This is a genomic window from Thalassotalea sp. G2M2-11 (assembly GCF_017168195.1).
Classification (GTDB): domain Bacteria; phylum Pseudomonadota; class Gammaproteobacteria; order Enterobacterales; family Alteromonadaceae; genus Thalassotalea_E.
In genome coordinates, this window is the sequence record NZ_JADNYL010000006.1 from 43,836 (window position 1) to 65,079 (window position 21,244).

26 protein-coding genes are annotated in these 21,244 nt (G+C 39.3%); 9 read left to right on the forward strand and 17 right to left on the reverse strand.

Features of this window, described 5'->3' with window-relative positions:
• Window positions 1-2: 2 nt before the first annotated feature.
• Window positions 3-491, reverse strand: coding sequence for a copper chaperone PCu(A)C (locus IV514_RS16760; protein WP_241242439.1), 489 nt, complete (start codon window positions 489-491; stop codon window positions 3-5).
• Between the two features lie 67 nt (window positions 492-558).
• On the opposite strand from IV514_RS16760, the gene IV514_RS16765 reads away from it, so the two are divergent.
• A complete protein-coding gene (locus IV514_RS16765; RefSeq protein ID WP_206486470.1) occupies window positions 559-1,296 on the forward strand; it encodes an enoyl-CoA hydratase-related protein in 738 nt (245 codons plus the stop codon).
• Window positions 1,297-1,345: 49 nt separating this feature from the next.
• Here IV514_RS16765 and IV514_RS16770 read toward each other — a convergent pair whose 3' ends face one another.
• The 9 genes from IV514_RS16770 to IV514_RS16810 form a co-directional block, all read right to left on the reverse strand.
• Window positions 1,346-1,684, reverse strand: a complete 339-nt coding sequence (locus tag IV514_RS16770) for a hypothetical protein (protein ID WP_206486471.1) — start codon at window positions 1,682-1,684, stop codon at window positions 1,346-1,348.
• A 46-nt stretch (window positions 1,685-1,730) separates the two neighbouring features.
• Window positions 1,731-1,943 carry a PspC domain-containing protein gene (locus IV514_RS16775; RefSeq protein ID WP_206486472.1) on the reverse strand — a complete coding sequence of 71 codons (213 nt, stop codon included), beginning with the start codon at window positions 1,941-1,943 and terminating at the stop codon, window positions 1,731-1,733.
• Window positions 1,933-2,085 carry a hypothetical protein gene (locus IV514_RS16780; protein ID WP_206486473.1) on the reverse strand — a complete coding sequence of 51 codons (153 nt, stop codon included), beginning with the start codon at window positions 2,083-2,085 and terminating at the stop codon, window positions 1,933-1,935. The genes IV514_RS16775 and IV514_RS16780 overlap by 11 nt, the downstream gene beginning before the upstream one ends.
• A gap of 10 nt (window positions 2,086-2,095) precedes the next feature.
• Window positions 2,096-2,758 (reverse strand): phage shock protein PspA, encoded by a 663-nt coding sequence (pspA, locus tag IV514_RS16785; RefSeq protein WP_206486474.1) that lies wholly within the window; start codon window positions 2,756-2,758, stop codon window positions 2,096-2,098.
• Window positions 2,759-2,770: 12 nt separating this feature from the next.
• Window positions 2,771-3,067: a hypothetical protein gene (locus IV514_RS16790; protein ID WP_206486475.1), complete on the reverse strand. Its 297-nt coding sequence runs from the start codon at window positions 3,065-3,067 to the stop codon at window positions 2,771-2,773.
• A gap of 233 nt (window positions 3,068-3,300) precedes the next feature.
• A complete protein-coding gene (locus tag IV514_RS16795) occupies window positions 3,301-4,137 on the reverse strand; it encodes a sulfurtransferase (RefSeq protein ID WP_206486476.1) in 837 nt (278 codons plus the stop codon).
• Window positions 4,138-4,241: 104 nt separating this feature from the next.
• Window positions 4,242-4,391 (reverse strand): hypothetical protein, encoded by a 150-nt coding sequence (locus IV514_RS16800; protein ID WP_206486477.1) that lies wholly within the window; start codon window positions 4,389-4,391, stop codon window positions 4,242-4,244.
• Between the two features lie 261 nt (window positions 4,392-4,652).
• Complete coding sequence (gene dusA, locus IV514_RS16805; RefSeq protein WP_206486478.1) at window positions 4,653-5,639, reverse strand: tRNA dihydrouridine(20/20a) synthase DusA; 987 nt, start codon at window positions 5,637-5,639, stop codon at window positions 4,653-4,655.
• A gap of 139 nt (window positions 5,640-5,778) precedes the next feature.
• The gene (locus tag IV514_RS16810; RefSeq protein ID WP_206486479.1) at window positions 5,779-6,507 is read right to left on the reverse strand and encodes a hypothetical protein; all 729 of its coding nucleotides are present in this window, start codon (window positions 6,505-6,507) and stop codon (window positions 5,779-5,781) included.
• 556 nt (window positions 6,508-7,063) lie between these two features.
• Between IV514_RS16810 and IV514_RS16815 the strand changes: the two genes are divergently transcribed.
• Window positions 7,064-7,777, forward strand: a complete 714-nt coding sequence (locus IV514_RS16815) for a hypothetical protein (protein WP_206486480.1) — start codon at window positions 7,064-7,066, stop codon at window positions 7,775-7,777.
• Window positions 7,778-7,952: 175 nt separating this feature from the next.
• Here the strand turns inward: IV514_RS16815 and IV514_RS16820 are convergent, their stop codons facing one another.
• Window positions 7,953-8,501 carry a hypothetical protein gene (locus IV514_RS16820; RefSeq protein ID WP_206486481.1) on the reverse strand — a complete coding sequence of 183 codons (549 nt, stop codon included), beginning with the start codon at window positions 8,499-8,501 and terminating at the stop codon, window positions 7,953-7,955.
• Window positions 8,502-8,711: 210 nt separating this feature from the next.
• On the opposite strand from IV514_RS16820, the gene zur reads away from it, so the two are divergent.
• From zur to IV514_RS16850, 6 genes are all read left to right on the forward strand, one after another.
• Window positions 8,712-9,146: a zinc uptake transcriptional repressor Zur gene (zur, locus tag IV514_RS16825; RefSeq protein WP_206486526.1), complete on the forward strand. Its 435-nt coding sequence runs from the start codon at window positions 8,712-8,714 to the stop codon at window positions 9,144-9,146.
• A 135-nt stretch (window positions 9,147-9,281) separates the two neighbouring features.
• Complete coding sequence (locus tag IV514_RS16830; RefSeq protein WP_206486482.1) at window positions 9,282-11,639, forward strand: M1 family metallopeptidase; 2,358 nt, start codon at window positions 9,282-9,284, stop codon at window positions 11,637-11,639.
• A gap of 2 nt (window positions 11,640-11,641) precedes the next feature.
• Window positions 11,642-12,136 (forward strand): DUF6702 family protein, encoded by a 495-nt coding sequence (locus IV514_RS16835; RefSeq protein ID WP_206486483.1) that lies wholly within the window; start codon window positions 11,642-11,644, stop codon window positions 12,134-12,136.
• 83 nt (window positions 12,137-12,219) lie between these two features.
• The gene (locus tag IV514_RS16840; RefSeq protein ID WP_206486484.1) at window positions 12,220-12,684 is read left to right on the forward strand and encodes a chemotaxis protein CheX; all 465 of its coding nucleotides are present in this window, start codon (window positions 12,220-12,222) and stop codon (window positions 12,682-12,684) included.
• A gap of 83 nt (window positions 12,685-12,767) precedes the next feature.
• Window positions 12,768-13,190: a secondary thiamine-phosphate synthase enzyme YjbQ gene (locus IV514_RS16845; RefSeq protein WP_346776944.1), complete on the forward strand. Its 423-nt coding sequence runs from the start codon at window positions 12,768-12,770 to the stop codon at window positions 13,188-13,190.
• A 60-nt stretch (window positions 13,191-13,250) separates the two neighbouring features.
• The gene (locus tag IV514_RS16850; RefSeq protein ID WP_206486486.1) at window positions 13,251-13,631 is read left to right on the forward strand and encodes a PH domain-containing protein; all 381 of its coding nucleotides are present in this window, start codon (window positions 13,251-13,253) and stop codon (window positions 13,629-13,631) included.
• 14 nt (window positions 13,632-13,645) lie between these two features.
• Here IV514_RS16850 and alr read toward each other — a convergent pair whose 3' ends face one another.
• The 6 genes from alr to rpmE all read right to left on the reverse strand — a co-directional run bounded on the left by alr (window position 13,646) and on the right by rpmE (window position 18,742).
• The gene (alr, locus tag IV514_RS16855) at window positions 13,646-14,725 is read right to left on the reverse strand and encodes an alanine racemase (protein WP_206486527.1); all 1,080 of its coding nucleotides are present in this window, start codon (window positions 14,723-14,725) and stop codon (window positions 13,646-13,648) included.
• Between the two features lie 13 nt (window positions 14,726-14,738).
• A complete protein-coding gene (gene dnaB / locus IV514_RS16860; RefSeq protein WP_206486487.1) occupies window positions 14,739-16,157 on the reverse strand; it encodes a replicative DNA helicase in 1,419 nt (472 codons plus the stop codon).
• A 168-nt stretch (window positions 16,158-16,325) separates the two neighbouring features.
• Window positions 16,326-17,243 carry a DUF4097 family beta strand repeat-containing protein gene (locus IV514_RS17735; protein ID WP_206486488.1) on the reverse strand — a complete coding sequence of 306 codons (918 nt, stop codon included), beginning with the start codon at window positions 17,241-17,243 and terminating at the stop codon, window positions 16,326-16,328.
• A 36-nt stretch (window positions 17,244-17,279) separates the two neighbouring features.
• Window positions 17,280-17,780, reverse strand: a complete 501-nt coding sequence (locus IV514_RS16870) for a hypothetical protein (protein WP_206486489.1) — start codon at window positions 17,778-17,780, stop codon at window positions 17,280-17,282.
• Window positions 17,777-18,352, reverse strand: a complete 576-nt coding sequence (locus IV514_RS16875) for an RNA polymerase sigma factor (protein ID WP_206486490.1) — start codon at window positions 18,350-18,352, stop codon at window positions 17,777-17,779. The genes IV514_RS16870 and IV514_RS16875 overlap by 4 nt, the downstream gene beginning before the upstream one ends.
• Before the next feature lie 177 nt (window positions 18,353-18,529).
• Complete coding sequence (gene rpmE / locus IV514_RS16880; RefSeq protein WP_206486491.1) at window positions 18,530-18,742, reverse strand: 50S ribosomal protein L31; 213 nt, start codon at window positions 18,740-18,742, stop codon at window positions 18,530-18,532.
• A gap of 234 nt (window positions 18,743-18,976) precedes the next feature.
• Here rpmE and priA point away from each other — a divergent pair, with 234 nt between their 5' ends.
• Complete coding sequence (priA, locus tag IV514_RS16885; protein ID WP_206486492.1) at window positions 18,977-21,193, forward strand: primosomal protein N'; 2,217 nt, start codon at window positions 18,977-18,979, stop codon at window positions 21,191-21,193.
• Window positions 21,194-21,244: the final 51 nt, after the last annotated feature.

The window sequence follows — 21,244 nt, forward strand, 5'->3', positions numbered from 1 at the left end:
TCCTAATGATGGTGATGATGGTTCTCTGTTTGTTTTTTACGAACAATACTTTTCACTGGTAAGGTCACAGTCATAGCTGCTGCCTCCTTAAAGTGCAATGTTAACGTTATTTCGTCATTTACTTTTAATGGTTGAGTAACATTGAAAATCATTAAATGATAACCGCCAGGTTGAAGTGTCACTGAGTCATGTGCAGGAATTGTTAAAGAATCTTGCTGGCGCATTCTCATCATACCGTTTTCCATGGTGTGTTGATGTATTTCAATGCGATCACTGATTTGACCGCTCGCAGATAATAATACCACTGGCTTTTCCCCTTCGTTTACAATTTCCATATAAGCAGAAGAAACTTTAGTACCAGGAATTGTCGCTCTCACATAGCCATGTTCAACGGACACTTCACTTGCGATTACCTGATTCGATAACAAAAAACTTCCTAAAGAAAACAACAAGCCCATTAATAAAGGTGTGCGAATCAATAAATTTTTCATATAGCGCTATACATCCATTTTTATCCATATTATTGTTATGCCAGTATTGTAACTAAGCTTAAAACAAATGGATAACTTAATTCTCTCTGATTTACAAAATAATGTGTTAACCATCACGATTAACCGTTTTGATAAAAAAAATGCTCTTAATACCACTATGTATCAACAGCTTTGCCAATTATTTCAACAAGCACAAACTAACGATGATATTCATTGTGTATTGATCAAAGGTAACGAACAATGCTTTTGTGCAGGTAATGACCTTGATGATTTCATCAAACATGCCTATGACGATGAATTGGCAGCATTCGCTTTTGTACAAGCCCTTGCAAATTTTACTAAACCCATTGTCGCTGCCGTTGCAGGCCCTGCCGTTGGCATTGGTACCACTATGCTATTGCATTGTGATTATGTACTGACAACACCGAATGCAAAATTTAAGTTACCCTTCACTCAGCTAGGTTTATGCCCTGAAGCTGCTTCAAGTGTATTATTACCATTGCGTGTTGGCCATAATCGCGCTTTTGAATTATTGGTGCTTGGTACATTGTTTTCTGGTCAACAAGCAGCACAATACGGCATTGCTAATTACTGTTGTGAACCAGAAGAATTACTCTCTTTAGCAGAGAAACACGCTCAAACGATTGCCGCTTTACCAGCCGATGCCACTCAAACCAGCCGAGCATTAATTAAAAAAGCAACAGCGCAACAAGTCAATGATGCCCTTGAAGCGGAAAAGGTTGAGTTTTCTCGTTTAGTAAAAACACAAACCTGCCAAGATATTCTCGCCTCTTTCTTTAACTAAACAAACACGCGTATGATGAGCTCTGTCGTCATACGCGAACTTTTTAATGTTAATTCAATTGCCTTTTTTCATTGCGGGTCACAAGCCATATCAATCCAGCAATTAACAATATAGGCCAGAATACACCGATCATCACCATGGCAAAACCGCCTAGAATTAACATGCCAATAAAAATTAGCGAACCAAATACACTCAACACAATAGCCAGCGCGACAAGCACTAAAATCACCACGACAATGGCCGAGATACTAATCGCTTTTAATGGTTCAATCAGTTTGTCGCCCATGTAAACATCAACATCTAACATCTCAATAAAGCTGATACCCAGTACATAGGTTAGAAATAATGTTGCCACAATAGCTAATAATAACGATTTAAAAAATGACATAGTAATCCCGAATAGTTAACGCATCTAATGGTGTTTTGTGCCTAAATTAACGACGTGCAGGTAATAACATGGCGGCGACAATATAGGCCACACCTGTCACAACAGGAAATGCAAATAACGAAACCACTGCGGCAATACGAACACCTAATCGTGACAACTGATAATGCCTAGCAATACCACCACAGACACCTGATAGCTTTTTATGCACCATATCTTTGGTCAATCTATTCTGCATTAAATATTCTCGTTCATATCTCATGATCAACTTCCTCTTTCTGCTCTAATAACCAAGTCACTAGATTGCTATAAATTGAAATAACGCCAGCAAAGATAAACATAATCACCACTGGCGAAAGGTAGATTGCAAATAGCGTTAACCAAGTAAGTTTTGCTATATGCATCAGTTACCCCTTAAGCATTAGCCACTTGTTTTTTTAACGCTTCAAGTTCTTTATCAAGATCTTCATCGGTTTCTAGCGCGTTAATTTGACTAGCTAAATCTTGGTTTGATGTCATATCAAATGCTTCAACCTGCGCTTCAATGTCATCTATTTTTTGCTGATAACGTTCAAATTTGCCAATGGCATCGTCAATGTTATAAACCGCAGCCGTTTCACGTGCCTTTAACCGCACTTGTGCTGACTCTTGTCGTAACACATAGCTTTCTTGACGACGTTTAGCTTCACTCAATTTTTCTTGTAAACGGCTTGCATCTTCTTGCACAGCCATTAAAGATTCTTCAAATTGGGCGAGTTCTTCTTGTAACGCATCAACTTTTGTTTGACACTTATTTTTCTCAACCAATGCCGATCTGGCTAAATCATCTCGACCTTTCGAGACAGCTATTGTCGCTTTCTCTTGCCAATGGCTGACACTGGTTTCCTGCGCACGGATTTGACGCATCAGCGTTTTCTTTTCAGCAATTTGTTTTGCTGCAGTTGAACGCACTTCAACTAATGTTTCTTCCATCTCTTGAATGATCAACTTGATCATTTTCTCAGGATGCTCTGCTTTATCTAACATACTGTTTATGTTGGCATTTACAATATCAGTGAAACGTGAAAACATACCCATAATAATCTTCTCCTACTCTTCTGATGCGATTACGTTATTTTGGCTTACTAATTTTTTTTGTTGTGATGTGATCATCACTGTTGATTGCGGTGTTACCGCATTATCAAAAGTCATCATTTGCTTAAGTGATGTGCTAATTGATTGCTTCAATTGCTCAGTTAAATGTTGAGACACTTGCTGACTTTGATTAACAAGCACTTGTCTTAACGAGTTGTCCAAGTTGTTTTGGCTTTCTGCAGATGCAAGGCTTGATGTTCCTAATCCTAGAACGACGACAGAGATAGCAATTATTTGATTGATACTTTTCATTCTGTACTCCTAACTATTTAATTTTTTTCATCATGGCTTTTCACCAGTTACTACTTCTATATCAAGGCTTGTGCCAACAAGAAATAAAAACGTAATATACTGATAATATTAGATAAATTTATAATGGAGCGAAGAAGGAGAAAATCAAGACATAATATGTCAAACGATTATTTAGCCAATTTGACCAGTGGATTAGTCAAATCAGCTAACAGAGAAAGAAAGAGAATAGTGGATCAACTAATAGGTAATTGCTCGTTGCTGCCCCATTCAGCCCAAGAACCATCATAAACACGCAGGTTAGGGAACTCAGCAATATCAGCCGCAAGCGCCAGTACGCAAGCAGTAATGCCTGAACCACAAGAAAAGACTAACGTTTGGTTTGTCTGTGCTATCTCAGCAAAACTTTGTTGTAATTGCGCTTTTTCAACTAATTGACCTTGAGAAATGAGCGTTTGAAAAGGTAAGCTTTTTGAATTTGGAATATGACCACTTCTTAGCCCCTTTCTTGGCTCTGGTGTTTTGCCCAGAAAGCGATTTTCTGCACGAGCATCTATGATCGTAGTGTCATCATCGTCAATGGCTTTAAGTACATCACGATAATCGCAAAAGTATTGCGGCTCAAGGCTACAATGAATGTCTCCTTGTTCAATGGTCATATGCTGAGCAGGCTCAACCGCATACCCTTGCGCTAACCAGTTGGGTAAACCACCATCAAGCACTGCGACATTGCTATGCCCCATTGCTTTAAACATCCACCAAGCACGCGGCGCAGAGTAAATACCGACATTATCATAAACAACAATTTGACTATCGCGATTGATGCCAAGCGCTCTCGCTGACTGCTGAAATTGTTCAACCGATGGTAACGTATGTGAAAACTCACTGTGACGATCAGAAAAATTATCGTTTAAATCAAAACGGCGAGCACCTTGAATAGTGACTTGCGGCCAACCGTGCTCAGGCTCAGGTATACCAGCAACCGGAGGAATACTGGCATCTAAGAGCACCAAATTTGGCTGTTTAAGAATTTGTTTTAATGATTGGGGGCTAATTAACTGGGAATATGGCATTTATCATTATACTTTGGTTAATCGTTAATGATAAAAGTAGCGAACAATAAAAAAAATGTACAGCGGATAGCAAGAGAAAATGATGTTTAACGATAAACAATCATTTACAGTGTGACTGTTTCCAATAAACTACTGGTATCACATGCTGTTAACACGCTAGACTTTCCTTCTAACGCACTGACAATAAAAGAAATAGCCACAATCAAAACGGCTGGGGACATCATTAAACTAAACAGCGTCACTAAACTTAACATTTGCACTCTCCATAGGTTGTTAATAGTAAAGACGCATTAACTAGTACAAAGGTTGTGCCAAAGATCGAATTAATCCATAAGTTATTGAATATTAAATATATTTAATTCTTACAATTTTAAACCCTCTAGAAACATCTTTCATCAGTTGCTAGAGAGTTAGCTAATTTAACCACTAATTAGTAATTTTTCTTATCAATTAGTAAATCAATAAAATAACATTCACCTCTCAATATTCCGAAATTGGGAGGTGAAATCCCGATATCAGGACATGTTAGTTTTACCAACGAGTGAAAAAGCTTCATGCAAAATAGCGCTATCACCATTTTCTCGTCGCGAATTTTCACTTAAATATCGTCTAAATTGTTTGGCTCCGGGCAAACCATTGCAAAGTCCCAACATATGACGAACAACATGCCAGACTTTTCCGCCATTTTGAACGTATCGGTCAATATATTCAGCCATCTGTTCAATAATTTCGCCACGAGACAAAATAGGTGTCGTCTCTCCCCATAACTGCTGATCTGCTTGAGCAAGAAAATATGGGTTTTGGTAAACTTCTCGACCTATCATCACCCCATCAATATGCGCTAAATGTGTGATCACTTCTTGATAGTTTTTGATACCACCATTAATAGAGATTTCCAGCTGTTGAAAATCTTGTTTTAATTGGTAAACGCGTTGGTAGTCCAGTGGTGGCACTTCACGATTTTGTTTCGGGCTTAAGCCACTTAGCCATGCTTTACGCGCATGGACAATAAAGTGCTGACAGCCCGCTTGCGCAACAGTATCAATAAAGGTATGCAAAAATTGATAACTGTCTTGATCATCAATCCCAATACGTGATTTCACCGTAATAGGAATATCAACAACATTTTGCATTTGGTTAACACACTCGGCAACTAATTCAGGCTCTGCCATCAAACAAGCACCAAAGCGACCATTTTGTACACGATCAGACGGGCAACCCACATTAATATTGATCTCATCGTAGCCCTGATGTTCGGCAATTTTGGCGCATTCAGTCATCGCGTTGACATCACTGCCACCTAACTGTAGTACCACAGGATGCTCTTCATTATTAAATGAAAGGTAATCCCCTTGACCAAACAAAATAGCACCTGTGGTTACCATCTCAGTATACAGCACCGTGCGCTTTGACATAACACGATAAAAGTAACGACAATGGCGATCCGTCCAATCGAGCATGGGCGCGACGCTAAGCTGATGTTTTTTAAAGCTTTTATTCATTAATGGTTAACCGCTTATAGTATAAGATTCAATCGCTTTCGTATTTATAAACAAATACTTTCTTTCAGGTAGGACAACGGTGCCCCCTTAGTGCCCCTCAAAAAGTAGGACTCCTATTTAATGAATACTATTTATTATTTCAGAATTGGAGTCGCAACCAAAATGAGCTGACAGCCATAATAGCAAAAATATACGGAACTCTGTATTCAATAAATATTTTGAAGTGCAATAACTTGAGATATTTAAAATGCTTATTTAAGTACTTATTATCATCCTCACTAAGCTCATAAGGAAAAGAAAAAACAAAATCTGAATCAATATTCTTATGAGAGTGCCTTTCTAGCCCTATATCTTTTAATAGATCTACTATTGATTCAGTTTGATAGTTATCTGCGCCATGTACTTCTATTAAATGCTTTGTACCATGGAGCTCATCATAACTGTGAAACTGTACGCGACTAACATCAATGTTATTGTTCTTTAGGAAAGTTTTTATTTTAACTTCTGAAAAATAAATAATTAGAGATTGCTCAAACTTTCTCTTATTACCTTCCCCCGTTATTGACAAATAATAATTTTCGTAGCTTGACCAAAGAAATGCTAAATAGAGAACTAAACTGTATATCAACGCTATGAATAATGCCCAGCCAATAATTGCTGGACTTGATATTGTCCCACTAACAATACCTATACCTGAACCTGTAATTTTAATTCCTGCAAAGTTATAGATTAATGAAAACATAGCTAATAGTACTAGTGTTTTTCTATACTTAACCCCTTCTTTGTCCTCAAACTCTTTAGCCTCTTTAAAGAATCGACAGTTAGCTCTATCCCTGTCATTTATAATTAGAAGTTCTTTTTGAATCATAGTAAAAAACACTTATTTTAATAGAAGAATGACTAACATTTTCAGTTAATAAAAATACTCGAAAGAAGTGCCCCTCGTCGGGTTTGCAAAATCACTAGTGCCCCTTGATGCTCGCTAGCCTTTTAAAAATAATGAATCCGTCCAATCTAACATGGGCGCAACGGAAAGCTTATGATCATGCATTCACTTATAATCTCTTAAACTTTGGAAGATAAATGAATAGCTTTATACATTCATTCACCCGATAAAAAATAGTCGCCTAGTATACAACGAATGGATAACGTTCAGCAAAGAAACGATGGCTTACTGCTAGCGAACTAAGCGATATGAGAACGACAAAACCTACACTATAAAAGTCTCGACTTCGATTGCCAGTTTAACTTCGCTCAAATATAGAACAAATGCGAAACTCTGCACTGAGCAAAAAATGGATTAAAAAGGTTTTAGCAATACACCATTTTCGCAGTAAGTGAGGCGTCTAAATAATAAGCTGTTATACTCATCGTACTCGAACTAGTGTATTCCCTCTAATAGCTAAAAAGTTGAATAAGTTACTATGCCTATTCTGACCGAGAAATATAAAGCCCCCAGCAAAGTATCTTATTATGGCGGACTTTGTGCGCTGATTTTTACAATTGTCCTAGCGGGATTTGGACCAGGGTATGTAGACACACTCATCAGCGGCAAAGGCTCACCATTAATCCTTCATTTCCATGCGATAGTTTTTGGCGGATGGATCGCTCTATTTTCAACTCAGGCTATATTGCCCGCGATAGGAAGAATGGATCTACATGTAAAACTAGGAAAGTTTGGTATAGGGTATGCCGTCTTATTGGTTGTCGTCGGACTAGCTACTACCATCAATAGAATCGCATTTTATTTCAATGATAAGCAAGAAGCATTAGCCAAAGCATTTCTGATAGCACCACTTAGCGATATGATAATTTTTCCTCTCTTTTTTGCATCAGCTATCGCTTATCGGCATAAACCTGAAATTCATAAACGCCTTATGCTTGTAGCAACTGTAATGCTTACTATAGCCGCGGTAGGAAGAATGTCATTCTTACCGTCATCGTACATCGTGACGACTGCTGTGTGGTTGTCTCCCATATTGATCGCCATGAGTTACGATTTTTATAAGAAAAAGATCATACATCCAGCCTACATAATCGGTGTCGCTACTCTTGCTTTAGTGCCTTTAAGAAGTGAACTTACTGCTACCGATGAATGGCAAAGTTTTGCGAGTTGGTTTATTTCCGTTATTACTTAGGGCGTGTTTTATTTCTGAAAGAACTTATGCACTGCGGGGGACACAGCAAGCGGTTGTACGCAGAGCCTAAGTCGGATTTTGGCTGGAAAATCAATTGGTCGATGTAACCGTCAGATTTGATTGAATTTCGCTAATCAAATCTGACAGTTCAAGTTTTGGCTACTTTTCAAATAATTTATGCCGTCACGTTTTGCTTTAATTTGGCTGTTAGCTCGGCATTCGAGTTAACCATAATGTCTAAGTCTGCTTTTACTTCTTCAAGTTCATTTTGCAAAGCCCTTACACGATTTATTGCCGCAATTTTTTCAGTTTTCATTTGCGCTTCACTTGCTCTTGTTGCAGCTAGTTTATTTTTTGTCTCTTCCAATAATTCAAGTAACCTGATCACGTCTTTATTTTCTTTAAACAATTGATCATTTTGAATTTTACTTTCAATCGGCTCATCTTCTTCAATAATTTCATCCGCTTTCTGACTAAAATAAAGATAAAGCAAACGCAGTCCATAGAAAGTACCCGTTAGCAATAACACCATCATATATTGATGTTCATTATTTGCTAATGCTAAATGCAATCGTTCACTCACGCTTGCTTGACTAATAAAGAGATCAATAAAGAAGCGATGATGCCATAACAACCAAATCAATAAATAGACCAGTATAATGTTTGGCGCTTTCGCTTGGGAGCGGTTAAAAAGTAAGATGGGTTTCACATATTTTTTAAACATAAACATCCATTTAAATGTTGAGCAAGCTATCAACGATAAATATTAACGCATTTAAATCTCAATGGCACTATCAGATGTCAACACACGTTAATTAACAAGCTCACATTAAAGCATATCAATGCAAGGTAAATACGACTATGTTTAACTTTTGATACGTATGTTGATATCATGCCCAAGCATCAATATTTATATCGGACAAGTTACATGGGTATCTCGCCAGAACAGTTACTAGAACAAGCTAAAGCCAGTTGTCAAAAACGTGGTGCTCGATTTACCCTCGCTCGCGAGCAAGTATTCAAGTTACTGACACAGCAAGATGGCGCCATTGGTGCCTATGAATTACTTGATCAGCTCAAAGCCATTGATCCAGCAGCTAAACCGGCAACGATTTATCGCGCATTAGACTTTTTAAGCCAACAAGGCTTTGTCCATAAAATTGAATCCATCAATGCTTTTGTATTGTGCCATCATTTTGGTGACTGTGATCACCCCGTGCAATTACTTATTTGTGACAATTGCGGTCATGTTGAAGAAGTACAATCGAATGATTTTGATAATGCCCTACGTAGCCTAGCGATTAAAAAAGGCTTTGCCATCTCTCACCAAATTGTCGAAGCCCATGGAAATTGTCAGGCATGCCAATAGCTCTACATTTCTAGTTAATCTCAATTTCTATGCAACTCATCGCAGTAATCCCTCACTCGACTTAACCTCATTTAATAAGTTGTGATATAAAAACCAGTTAAAAAATTATATAAAGCACATCAACTTGGAAACCCTATGAAAATATCAATAAAATCTGCTTTATTGTGTTTTGCTGTTGCTGGTATCGGTAACGTCTATGCAAAAAATACAATTGAAACTGATAAATTTCGTCAGCTAGAAGAAATATTACCAACACCGAATACTTACCGCACAGCATCTGGTGCCCCTGGCCACCAATATTGGCAACAACAAGTCAATTATGAAATTGATATTACTATTGATGATGAAAACCAACGTTTAACTGGCTCTGAAACGATTGAATACATCAATAACTCGCCTGATACGTTACGCTATATTTGGTTGCAATTAGACCAAAATAGACTAAAACGTGATTCTGTTGCCAATAGCATCAGTGGCGCACCTGGCAAGAAAATTACTTATCGTGGTATGCGTGGTATCGTTGAAGCAGATAAATTTGACGGTGGATACGAAATAACAAAAGTTACTGATTCAAGTAACGATGCAATGCGCTTTACCATCAATAATACTATGTTACGCATTGACTTAAACAAGCCATTAAAACCAGGTAAAAAAGTTGAATTCAATGTCGATTGGAATTACCAATTACATGAACAAAAAGTACTTGGTGGTCGCTCTGGTTATGAATACTTTGAAAAAGATGATAACTATTTATACGAAATGGCTCAGTGGTTCCCTCGTGCTGTCGCTTATTACGATGTCATGGGCTGGCAAAATAAACAATTCCTTGGTAGTGGTGAATTTGCGTTAGAGTTTGGTGATTATGATGTTGAAATCACAGTACCTGCCGATCACATTGTTGCTGCAACGGGCGTATTACAAAACCCATCAAAAGTATTAACTAAGCAACAACGTCAACGTTTAGCAAAAGCTAAAACAGCCACAAAACCGGTATTAATTGTCACGCCAGACGAAGCGCTAGAAAACGAGAAGTCTCGTGCTAAAGCTACCAAAACATGGCACTTTAAAGCAGAAAATGTCCGTGATTTTGCCTTTGCTTCTAGCCGTAAGTTTATCTGGGATGCGCAAGGGTATAAAAAAGGCGGTACAGATACCATGGCAATGTCTTTCTACCCAAATGAAGGTAATCCTTTATGGGAAAAGTATTCAACCGAAGCTATCATCCATACCATGGAGCAATACAACAAGTATACTTTTGATTACCCTTATCCGGTATCAATCTCAGTAAATGGTCCTGTCGGTGGCATGGAATATCCAATGATCACTTTTAACGGACCTCGCCCAACATTGAACGAAAAAACGGGTGAAAAAACTTATTCTCGTCGCACTAAATACGGTTTGATCGGAGTAATTATTCATGAAGTTGGTCATAACTACTTCCCAATGATCGTTAACTCTGACGAACGTCAATGGACATGGATGGACGAAGGGTTAAACACCTTTTTGCAATTTCTTGCTGAGCAAGCTTGGGAAGAAAACTACCCGTCTCGTCGTGGTCATGCAGCCAACATTACCAGCTATATGAAAAGCGCAAACCAAGTGCCTATCATGACCAACTCAGAGTCAATTTTACAATTTGGTAATAACGCTTATGGTAAACCAGCAACGGCGTTAAACATTTTACGTGAAACTATTATGGGTCGTGAATTATTTGACTTCGCATTTCGTGAGTATGCACAACGCTGGAAGTTCAAACGCCCGACTCCTGCTGACTTTTTCCGTACTATGGAAGATGCATCTGCCGTTGATTTAGACTGGTTCTGGCGTGGTTGGTTCTACACCACAGATCATGTTGATATTGCCCTTGGAGATATTCATTTATACCGTCCAAACAGCCAAAATCCAGACGTTGAAGAAGCTTGGGAACGAGCATTAGAAAACGAAAAGCCGACGTTTATTTCGGATCTTCGCAACAAAGGTCACTGGTTACGTACTAATGATAAGCCTGAGTTATTAGATTTTTATAACGAACATGACAAGTTTACGGCAACCAATGCTGCCCGTAATAGCTATAACAGCAAACAAAAGAAATTGAAGCAATGGGAAAAAGATTTACTCGTTGATGATAGAAACTTTTACATTGTTGATTTTAAAAACAAAGGCGGATTGCCTATGCCAATATTACTGGATTTAACATTTGCTGACGGTACCACCGAGCATGTGCGTATTCCAGCAGAGATATGGCGTAAAAATACCGATAAAGTCTCTAAATTATTTATCACCGAAAAAGAGCTAACGGCTATCGCATTAGATCCTAACTGGGAAACAGCAGATACTGATGTAAATAATAATTACTGGCCTGCTCGCCCAATTAAATCACGTTTTGAACTGTACAAACGCAAGAAAAAAGACATGATGCGTGATTACAATGTTGAACTAAAATCTGATGAAGAATCAGATGATAAAGACAACCAGAAAAAAGAAGATAAATAAGCATGATCCAACAAACATTGAAAATACTCTTTGTTTTGATCATCCTAGGGCAAAGCACTAGCAGCTTTGCCCATCGGTACTTTTTTGGATTGACCGAACTTTCGGTTAATCCAAACCATCAAACCTTAGAAGTCATTCACCAATTCACTGCGCATGACATAGAAAATGCGATAGCTGAAATCAAACAAGAAAATTTTTCTCCCGAGCATAAACACTACGATAGCTACATTAGAAACTATTTCAACCAACACTTTAAATTATTGATGAATAATGAAAACATCGAATTAGACTGGGTTGGTTTAGAGGTCAACCAAGGAAAAATTTACGTTTTTCAAGAAGCCGTTTTCAAAAATAATTTAGCCGGTTTAGTGGTAAAAAATGATTTACTCGTCGATACTTACACTAAACAAGTAAATACTGTGAATTATCAAGACTCTGTAATAAATGGCAGCTTAACGTTTACTGGGTCTAAAAAAGTAGCTACTATCGTAAAATAATAATTAGTATTCATTGATTTACATTTTGTCTCATTAGGTGCAAAATCATAATACTAGTATGAAATAAGGCTTTGAGAATATTCATGAATGTAGAGTTTATTAACCCATTTTTATCATCGATGCTTAACGTTATGTCAACTATGGCACAAATGGAACTCACACCGGAAAAGCCCAAATTGAAGAAAGATGAAGTGGCAATGGGTGATGTCTCCGGACTTATTGGTATGGTTAGTGAACAAACAAAAGGTTCATTATCAATTACCTTTGATGCCCCATTAGCATTAGCGACAATGAAAGGCATGGTTGGTGAAGCACCAGATGAGGTCAACGACGAAATTACCGATTTAGTCGGTGAGATCACGAATATGGTGACTGGTGGCGCTAAACGTATGCTGAGTGAAAAAGGCTTTGAATTTGATATGGCAACGCCTATGGTTGTATCAGGTCCTCGACATACCATCAAGCATAAAGCAGAAGGCCCCATCGTCATCATTCCGCTCAATTCACCGCAAGGTAAAGCCTATATCGAATTTAGCTTCGATAAGTAACAACGGATATTCTCAGCAAAGCCTCTAAAAACTAGAGGCTTTTTTGTTTATGATGTCCACAAATTCGCTTTAAAAGATTCACCATTATGTGGCAACAAACACAACTGACTTTATCCGCCAAGCCCAGAGGGTTCCATTTAGTTACCGATGAAATAGTCAACCAACTCGAGTCTATGAATAATATTCGCGTAGGTTTACTTCATCTCTTTATTAAACACTCTTCTGCGTCCTTAACACTTAACGAAAATGCCGATCCAACAGTAAGAAGTGATATGGAAGCACATTTCAATCATTTTGTACCAGAAGGCGCGCCCTATTATCAGCACACCTATGAAGGCGCCGATGATATGCCTGCTCATATCAAAGCGAGTTTACTAGGGAGTAGCGTAACTATTCCTATCACCAACGGACAATTAAATATCGGCATATGGCAGGGTATCTATTTAGGCGAGCATCGCAACCATGCAGGTGCGAGACAGATAATTGCCACCATGCAAGGGGAATAATTTGCTTTATGTCGGGCTCACAGTAATATATTCGCTACACATATAAATTAAGGAATAATTATGGGTTTTTTATCGGGGTTAATGGGTAATGCTTCACAAGTCGATGTTGAACAGCTAAGTGAAGAGTTATCCCCAATTCTTGCTAACAATGAAACTGTCGAATTAGGATTTAAATTGATCCGCGATCAATTTATTTTCACGAACAAACGTTTGATATTAATTGATAAACAAGGAATTACTGGTAGTAAAGTTGAGTATCATTCAATTCCGTACAAAGCGATCACTCATTTTAAAATAGAAAGTGCGGGACATTTTGATTTAGATTCTGATCTAAAAATTTATATTTCGGGTCAAGACACTCCGATCAGTAGAGAATTACGCAAAGGGGACGATATTGTCGCCATTCAAAAAACACTCGCAAATTGCTTATTTGCCAGTTAAATACGCTGCTTTTATCATGTTTTTACGGATATATTAACCCGCTTACTGATATTACATAGTAATTCATAAGGTATGGTAGTGGCATTTCTTGCCACTTCTGCCACATTCAGTGATGGCCCCCAAAGTGTTGCAATATCACCTACCTTGTCTTGTGCATCTGGTCCTAAATCTATGGTGATCATATCCATAGACACCCGACCAACTAACGGCACTCGTCGACCATTCAACAACACTGGCGTGCCATTTTTAGCATGTCTTGGGTAGCCATCACCATAGCCTATCGCCACCACCCCTATAATCGTATCTCGTTCACTTTGCCAAGCGCCACCATAACCGACCGTCTCACCAGCAGTAATTTTTCTGGTGGCAATCAAACCAGCTTGTAATGACATAACTGGCTTAATTTCTTGGTAAAAAGACTTATCATCTGCCAGCATTGGTGAAATACCATAGAGCATTAAGCCAGGACGCACCCAATGGTAATGGCTTTCAGGCCAAGCCCAGATCCCCGCAGAATTTGCTAGGCTTTTATCATTATCAAAATCTGCCGTTAATTGTGAAAAACGCTGTAACTGTGCTTCGGTCGCATCATCTTGCGTATTATCGGCGCAACCTAAATGACTCATCAGCGTTAACGCTTTATGCACATTAGCACTTGCTTCAAGCTGCTGATAAAAATAAGGTAATTGTTCAGGATCAATACCTAGCCGATGCATTCCAGTATCAATTTTTAGCCATACTTTTAATGGTGTATCAAGCTTTGCCTGAATAAGTGCTGTCAATTGCTGTTCACTATGCACGATAGTTTGCAGATTATTTTTAACTAAAATCGGCAATTCATCCTGAGCAAAAAAACCTTCTAACAATACGATCGGCTGAGTAATACCATCTGCGCGTAATGCCAATGCTTCTTCTATTCTGGCAACTCCAAACGCATCCGCCTGATGTAAGGCTTTAGCAACACGCTCTAAGCCATGTCCATAAGCATTGGCTTTTAATACCGCTAGCACCTTAGATTGCGGTGCAAGCTTTTTAATCGCAGAAAAATTCTGTTGTAAAGCCGCCAGATCGATCACGGCAGTCGCACTTCGAATGGTCATACCGTGATTAATCTTCTTCTAGCACATGTGAGCCAGCATAATTATCAAAACGGGAAAATTGACCTTGGAAAGTTAAAGGTACACGCCCGATCGGCCCGTTACGTTGCTTACCAATAATAATTTCTGCCATGCCCTTAAATTCTGAATCATCGTGATAAACCTCATCACGGTAGATAAACATGATCAAGTCAGCATCTTGCTCAATTGAACCTGATTCACGTAAATCAGAATTAACTGGGCGTTTATCCGAGCGTTGTTCCAAACTCCGGTTTAATTGAGAAAGTGCGACAACAGGCACTTCAAGCTCTTTTGCTAAGGCTTTTAACGAGCGAGAAATTTCAGCTATTTCTAAGGTTCGGTTATCGGAAAATTGCGGTGCGCGCATTAATTGTAGGTAATCGATCATGATCATACTGAGTCCGCCATTATCTCGAGCAATACGACGCGCTCGCGAACGAACTTCAGTAGGCGTTAACCCAGCGGCATCATCAATATACATTTTACCTTTTTCTATTAACAGGCCCATGGTCGAAGACAGTCTTGCCCAATCCTCGTCGCCTAATTGTCCGGTACGGATTTTGGTTTGATCGATACGTCCGAGTGAGGCCAGCATCCTCATCATCAACTGTTCTGAAGGCATCTCTAAACTAAAAATAAGCGCAGGCTTATCTTCAGTCATAGCCGCATGTTCAGCTAAGTTCATGGCAAACGTTGTTTTACCCATGGAAGGACGAGCCGCGACAATAATTAGGTCGGAGGACTGTAAGCCAGCCGTCATTTTATCCAGATCAGAAAACCCCGTGGAAACCCCTGTCACACCATCATGCGGCTGCTGGTATAGTTTCTCAATTCTATCAACTGTTTTTTCTAATACCGCATGAATATTTTCCGGACCTTCAGATTTATTAGCCCGTTGCTCTGCGATAGCAAACACTTTAGTTTCCGCTAAATCGAGTAAATCCGCACTCGTTCTACCTTGAGTATCAAAACCAGCTTCAGCAATTTCATTGGCGACACTGATCATTTCACGTGTTACTGCACGTTCACGGACAATCTCAGCATATGCCGTAATGTTAGCCGCACTTGGCGTGTTTTTCATCATTTCAGCGAGGTAAACAAAACCGCCGGCATCTTCCAGTTTTTGGTCGTTCTCTAATGCTTCTGATAAGGTGATCAAATCTACCGGTTCACCTAACTCAATTAAGCTACCGATGGTTTCATAAGCAATACGATGAGCACGACTATAAAAGTCTTGTGCCACAACGCGTTCAGCAACACGATCCCATGCCTCATTGTCGAGTAACAAGCCACCTAATACTGATTGTTCAGCTTCTAACGAATGAGGTGGGACTTTTAGCTCTTCAACTTGTTGATCATGCTTGAAGGTTTTATTATTTGGAAATTTAGCGGGCTTACGATCAGCCATTCAGATACCTGTATTTCTTTCTTCAAACTAAACGGCGAATTGATTTCAAACCGAAAAAACCTGAGATTGATTAGATGGCTTATTATGTATTAGAAAATAGAATTTATAAAGCAAATAAATAGAGAAATAAGGTAGGTGGTAACACCTACCTTAGAAGACGATTGACCATTACCGTGAGACTTTAATGTCACCACTGACAGTAGATGCTTTAACCGTCGCACTGCCATTGCCTGTATTAAAATAGAGTTTCGAACTTGGGCCGTATTTAGCTTCCTGAACTTTATCATCAGTAAGTCGATTAATTAAATCACCACCGGCATTTGCACGCATTTTAAAGCTTGCTTGAACATTATTATCGAACTGAATCGAGATATCACCACTGACACTATCAACTTTCAACAAGCCATTATCATTGAGTGATAAACGCGCATCAGCGTCACCACTGACGGTGGTTATACTCAACTCATTAACCTTCGCCAAGGTTAACGACACTTCTCCTGAAACACTATTGACAGACACTTCTTCCGCTTGAGAATGGCTCACTAAATGCCCACTGATCACACTTAAATTAATACGCCCTTGAGAAGCCCTATCATCAATGTCACCACTGACCGATGAAATAGATATTTTACCCGATAATCCACGACTTTTGATATCACCGCTCACACTTGATAAGTCAACGAGTTCAGCGAGATTATTCACGTTAATATTACCGCTGACCGTTTTAATCGCACTACTTTTTTCCATATCAGAGATACTAATATCACTGGAAATACCGTTAAATGAAAGGCGTAAATTATGGGGCACTTTTAGCGTCAATGTCGAATTATGCGTGTTATTCCAGTGATTATGATTAGGCATAATCACTTTGACCACAATTTGATTTCCTTGACGCTCAAATATAAAACGCTTTGCTTCATCCGATATTTGCCCTTCAAGCTCCACCACCTCTTGTTGCCAACTTGTTACTACTACCTCTCCTTGTTGGTTTTCAATCGTAATACTCGTTGCACCTGATGCATCAATGCGCTGGTTAACCTGCTGAGCTGACACTTGCAAAGCAATAACACTTAATACTAACGACACTATTCTTACCATAAATTTCATCATTACCTCTATACTCTAAATCGTTTGCCACTGAGGCGTATACAACTGCTTTAACAGATCTATTTCTTGCTTTTGTGCCCACCGTAACAGGTTTAATAACTCACTATTTTGCGGATCATCACTGAGTGCTTTACTAATAGCCGCCCTTGCCGACGACAATTCGTCTAACTGCTTTTGCAGGTCTGTAGGGAGCTCTGATAATTTGGGTTGACCAAAGCTCGCCAACACTAATTGTTTCTGCTTTTCAAAATCACTCTGCATTACTTGAGCAATACTCAATTCACTGTCCTGCCCTGTCACTTGCTCTGGCAAAAAGGATAACCAAGAAACCAAGATTGCAACAACAATTGAAGCAGCCCAAGCCATGGGCAACACCGTTGACTTTTTCTCTTGTTGCTGTGGCAAGGTCGCAATGGCTTTTTCAACGCCGCGCCATAGATCACGTTCAGGCTCCATTTCTTTAGTGAGTTGCTTGATTTGCTGATCTAATAATTCATCTGATATTTGCTTGTTCATAACACTTGCTCACTTAGCTCAGCCTTTAACAGACCTTTGGCACGATGATATTGAGATTTACTTGATCCCACTGCCATATTTAACATTTTTGCGATTTCTTCATGGCGATAACCCTCTACAGCAAACAAAACAAACACTAAACGTGCTCGTTCAGGTAAGCGTTGGATCGCCTTATCTAACTCACTCGTCGTTTTTTCATCCTTGAGCTCTACCGTGATTTCTTCGGTAGTTTGTTCCTCAATACTAAAAATACGTTGCAGCCAGTTTTTTTGCTTTCTGATGTGCCCCAAGACAATATTGGTTGCAACACTATGTAGCCAGGTAGTAAATTTACTTTCGCCCCGAAAGTGGCTAATTTTTTGCCACAACTGAACAAATACCTCTTGGCAAACATCTTCAGCGCTGTCTTTGTCAGCTAACATACGCCAACATAACGCATAAATTCTGCGGTAATGATTCTGATATAATTGATGAAAAGCCTGTTGATCGCCTTGTTGAGCGCGTTGAACTAATTCTTGCTCTTGGTCTAAGGTAAACAACTGCGTTGCATCAATAACTTTTGGATTATCCAAACAACAAACTCTCTCTTGCGTGTTTATAAACTGATAATAAATTAATCGTTCTTGGTAGTAAGATGCAGTATGACAAAAAAGGGTTTAAAGCGATGAGTAATTTTTGCTTTATTTTATTCAGGCATAAAAAAAGCGCCAATCGGCGCTTTTTCTAAACATTTCATTGCAAGTGTAAGCTTACTTCTTACCCAATGCACCAAAACGTTTGTTGAATTTATCAACACGACCACCAGTTTCAGCAGCTTTTTGCTTACCAGTGTAGAATGGGTGACATTCTGAACAAACATCAAGGTGGATGTCTTTGCCTAACGTTGAACGAGTGTTGATCACGTTACCACAAGAACAATGTGCCTTGATCTCTACATAATTTGGATGAATACCGTCTTTCATGGAAACCTCTATATAGGCCGTATCGCCACTTAGTCAACGCTGATTCGTTGCCAAGCACCATACGAGTTAAATTTAATGGGGGCGAATAATAATGGATCATCACCATCAGTGCAAGACAAACTGATAAATAATTGAACAGAATCTTGATGCCAACAAAATAAGCAGACTTGTGCTTGGCAATGAAGGCAGAAACATTCACAATAAAGTTACCTTGAATTATGACAGACATTAATCTTGCCCCAAGCAAAATTTTTACAGCTTGCGATTCCTGTTCCTCTACGCCAGCTGTTCACGTATGCCATTCCTGATGCCTTGCTTGAACACAGTTTCACTGTTGGCGAGCGTGTTGTGGCACCTTTTGGTCATCGTCATGTCATTGGTATTGTTATGGCTATCGTCGATGAATGTGAATTTGCGCCGAATAAAATTAAAGCTATCACCAACATCATTGAACACGACCAATGTATTCCCCAAGCGTTAATCAAATTATTAACCACCTGTGCCAGTTATTATCATCACCCCATTGGTGATGTGTTTCATCAAGCGCTGCCGGTATTGTTAAGGCAAGTCGAACCACCTTCAATAGCACCAATTATCGCTTGGCAATGTTTACCTAAAACGGAAGATAACGCAGAAGTACTGAGTAAACTCGACAACAAACGTAGCAAAAAACAATGGCAACTTTATCAGCTACTCAGTCATCATCAGCAACTAACTTGGCCCGAAATTAGAACCTTAGGTTTTAATAAAGCACAGCTATCCGCTTTAGAAAATAAACAATTAATTGCCAGTGTTGAACAGCTTGCAACTCCTTTTCAGTGGCACGATGACGCACTTAATCAAGAAAATGAATTTACTTTATCAACGGAACAAGCCGTAGTGGTATCAGCCATATCACAATCAATTGGGCAATACAGTTGTCATCTCATTGATGGTATTACCGGCTCAGGCAAAACAGAAGTCTATCTACAAAGCATGACCAAGGTGCTGAGTCATCATCAACAGGTATTAGTTTTGGTGCCTGAAATTGGCTTAACACCTCAAACCTTGAGCCGCTTTGAGCAACGATTTAATGTGCCTATTTTTCTTCACCACTCAGGACTTAACGATAAAGAGCGCCTGGCAACATGGCAAAATGCCAACCAGAATAATGCGGCCATTATCATTGGCACCCGTTCAGCAGTCTTCAGTCCTTTGCCAAAACTTGGGTTGATTATTGTAGACGAAGAACATGACGCTTCATTTAAACAGCAAGACAGCTTTCGCTACCATGGTCGAGATGTCGCGATTATTCGCGCCAAACAACTCAATATACCCATTATATTAGGCAGTGCCACGCCAAGTTTTGAGTCGCTACATAATGCCATAAAACAACGCTATCATTATCATCAACTGACCAAACGTGCAGCCGGAAGTCGCCAAGCCAAAGTTTCACTGCTCGATGTCAGTAATCAAACATTACAAGCAGGGTTATCACTACCGTTAAAAAAAGCCATCAGCCAAACGCTAGAGCGTGGCGAGCAAGTACTGATTTTCTTAAATCGTCGAGGCTATTCCCCTGCCATCAATTGCCAAGAATGCCATTGGGTTGCAGAATGCACACGCTGTCAATGCCCATACACCTTGCATCGCGGTCAAGGATTACTGATTTGCCATCATTGTGGTAGTCAAAAAAGAGTGCCTGCTCAATGTGATAGTTGTGGCAGCGTGCGCATTAAACCAATCGGGCAAGGCACAGAACAAATTGAAGAGTATCTCGCACAAACATTTGCCCAGTACAGTACCGTGCGTATAGATCGCGACAGTACCAGACGCAAAGGTGAACTCAATAAATTATTACAGCAAGTGCTCAATAAAGAACATCAAATTCTAATTGGCACCCAAATGTTAGCCAAAGGCCATCACTTTCCTGATGTGACCTTAGTAGCCATGTTAGATATTGATGGTGCACTGTTTAGTTTCGATTATCGCGCCCCAGAGAATATGGCGCAATTGATTGTACAAGTTGCTGGCCGTGCTGGACGAGCAAGCAAACCGGGCAAAGTACTGGTACAAACTCAATACCCTCAGCACCCACTATTGCAAGATTTAGTCAATAACGGCTATCAACACTTTGCCAAACAAGGGTTAAATGAACGACAAATGGCATTTTTACCGCCGTTTGGTTATCAGGCACTTGTTAGAGCAGATGCCAACTACCCTTCTTACCCTGAAAAATTTCTTCGTCAAATAGCGACTGTTAATTTCAGCGATTGTGAGTTGGCAGGACCTATGCCTGCCGCCATAGAAAAACGCGCAGGAAAATACCGTTTTCATCTTTTGTTACAAGCCAAAACCAGACAAGCATTACACCAAGGTGTAACGCAAGTATTACAATCACTGACCAACAATGAATGGCAGTCAAAAGTTCGATGGTCGATTGATATTGATCCAATTGAATTAAGTTGGTAGCAATTTCCATGAACTTGGTTAAAATGAGCCTTTCGTGTTGTTAACTCTCAA

Bases quoted from the DNA above. Each gene is read 5' to 3' on its own strand.
- IV514_RS16790 (WP_206486475.1), bottom strand. From the start codon at position 3,067: ATGAAAAGTATCAATCAAATAATTGCTATCTCTGTCGTCGTTCTAGGA.
- IV514_RS16770 (WP_206486471.1), bottom strand. From the start codon at position 1,684: ATGTCATTTTTTAAATCGTTATTATTAGCTATTGTGGCAACATTATTT.
- pspA (WP_206486474.1), bottom strand. From the start codon at position 2,758: ATGGGTATGTTTTCACGTTTCACTGATATTGTAAATGCCAACATAAAC.
- dusA (WP_206486478.1), bottom strand. From the start codon at position 5,639: ATGAATAAAAGCTTTAAAAAACATCAGCTTAGCGTCGCGCCCATGCTC.
- IV514_RS16800 (WP_206486477.1), bottom strand. From the start codon at position 4,391: ATGTTAAGTTTAGTGACGCTGTTTAGTTTAATGATGTCCCCAGCCGTT.
- IV514_RS16765 (WP_206486470.1), top strand. From the start codon at position 559: ATGGATAACTTAATTCTCTCTGATTTACAAAATAATGTGTTAACCATC.
- IV514_RS16850 (WP_206486486.1), top strand. From the start codon at position 13,251: ATGGGTTTTTTATCGGGGTTAATGGGTAATGCTTCACAAGTCGATGTT.
- IV514_RS16835 (WP_206486483.1), top strand. From the start codon at position 11,642: ATGATCCAACAAACATTGAAAATACTCTTTGTTTTGATCATCCTAGGG.
- IV514_RS16760 (WP_241242439.1), bottom strand. From the start codon at position 491: ATGAAAAATTTATTGATTCGCACACCTTTATTAATGGGCTTGTTGTTT.
- IV514_RS16840 (WP_206486484.1), top strand. From the start codon at position 12,220: ATGAATGTAGAGTTTATTAACCCATTTTTATCATCGATGCTTAACGTT.
- IV514_RS16830 (WP_206486482.1), top strand. From the start codon at position 9,282: ATGAAAATATCAATAAAATCTGCTTTATTGTGTTTTGCTGTTGCTGGT.
- IV514_RS16780 (WP_206486473.1), bottom strand. From the start codon at position 2,085: ATGCATATAGCAAAACTTACTTGGTTAACGCTATTTGCAATCTACCTT.
- IV514_RS16775 (WP_206486472.1), bottom strand. From the start codon at position 1,943: ATGAGATATGAACGAGAATATTTAATGCAGAATAGATTGACCAAAGAT.
- IV514_RS16820 (WP_206486481.1), bottom strand. From the start codon at position 8,501: ATGTTTAAAAAATATGTGAAACCCATCTTACTTTTTAACCGCTCCCAA.
- IV514_RS16870 (WP_206486489.1), bottom strand. From the start codon at position 17,780: ATGAACAAGCAAATATCAGATGAATTATTAGATCAGCAAATCAAGCAA.
- rpmE (WP_206486491.1), bottom strand. From the start codon at position 18,742: ATGAAAGACGGTATTCATCCAAATTATGTAGAGATCAAGGCACATTGT.
- IV514_RS16795 (WP_206486476.1), bottom strand. From the start codon at position 4,137: ATGCCATATTCCCAGTTAATTAGCCCCCAATCATTAAAACAAATTCTT.
- IV514_RS16815 (WP_206486480.1), top strand. From the start codon at position 7,064: ATGCCTATTCTGACCGAGAAATATAAAGCCCCCAGCAAAGTATCTTAT.
- dnaB (WP_206486487.1), bottom strand. From the start codon at position 16,157: ATGGCTGATCGTAAGCCCGCTAAATTTCCAAATAATAAAACCTTCAAG.
- IV514_RS16810 (WP_206486479.1), bottom strand. From the start codon at position 6,507: ATGATTCAAAAAGAACTTCTAATTATAAATGACAGGGATAGAGCTAAC.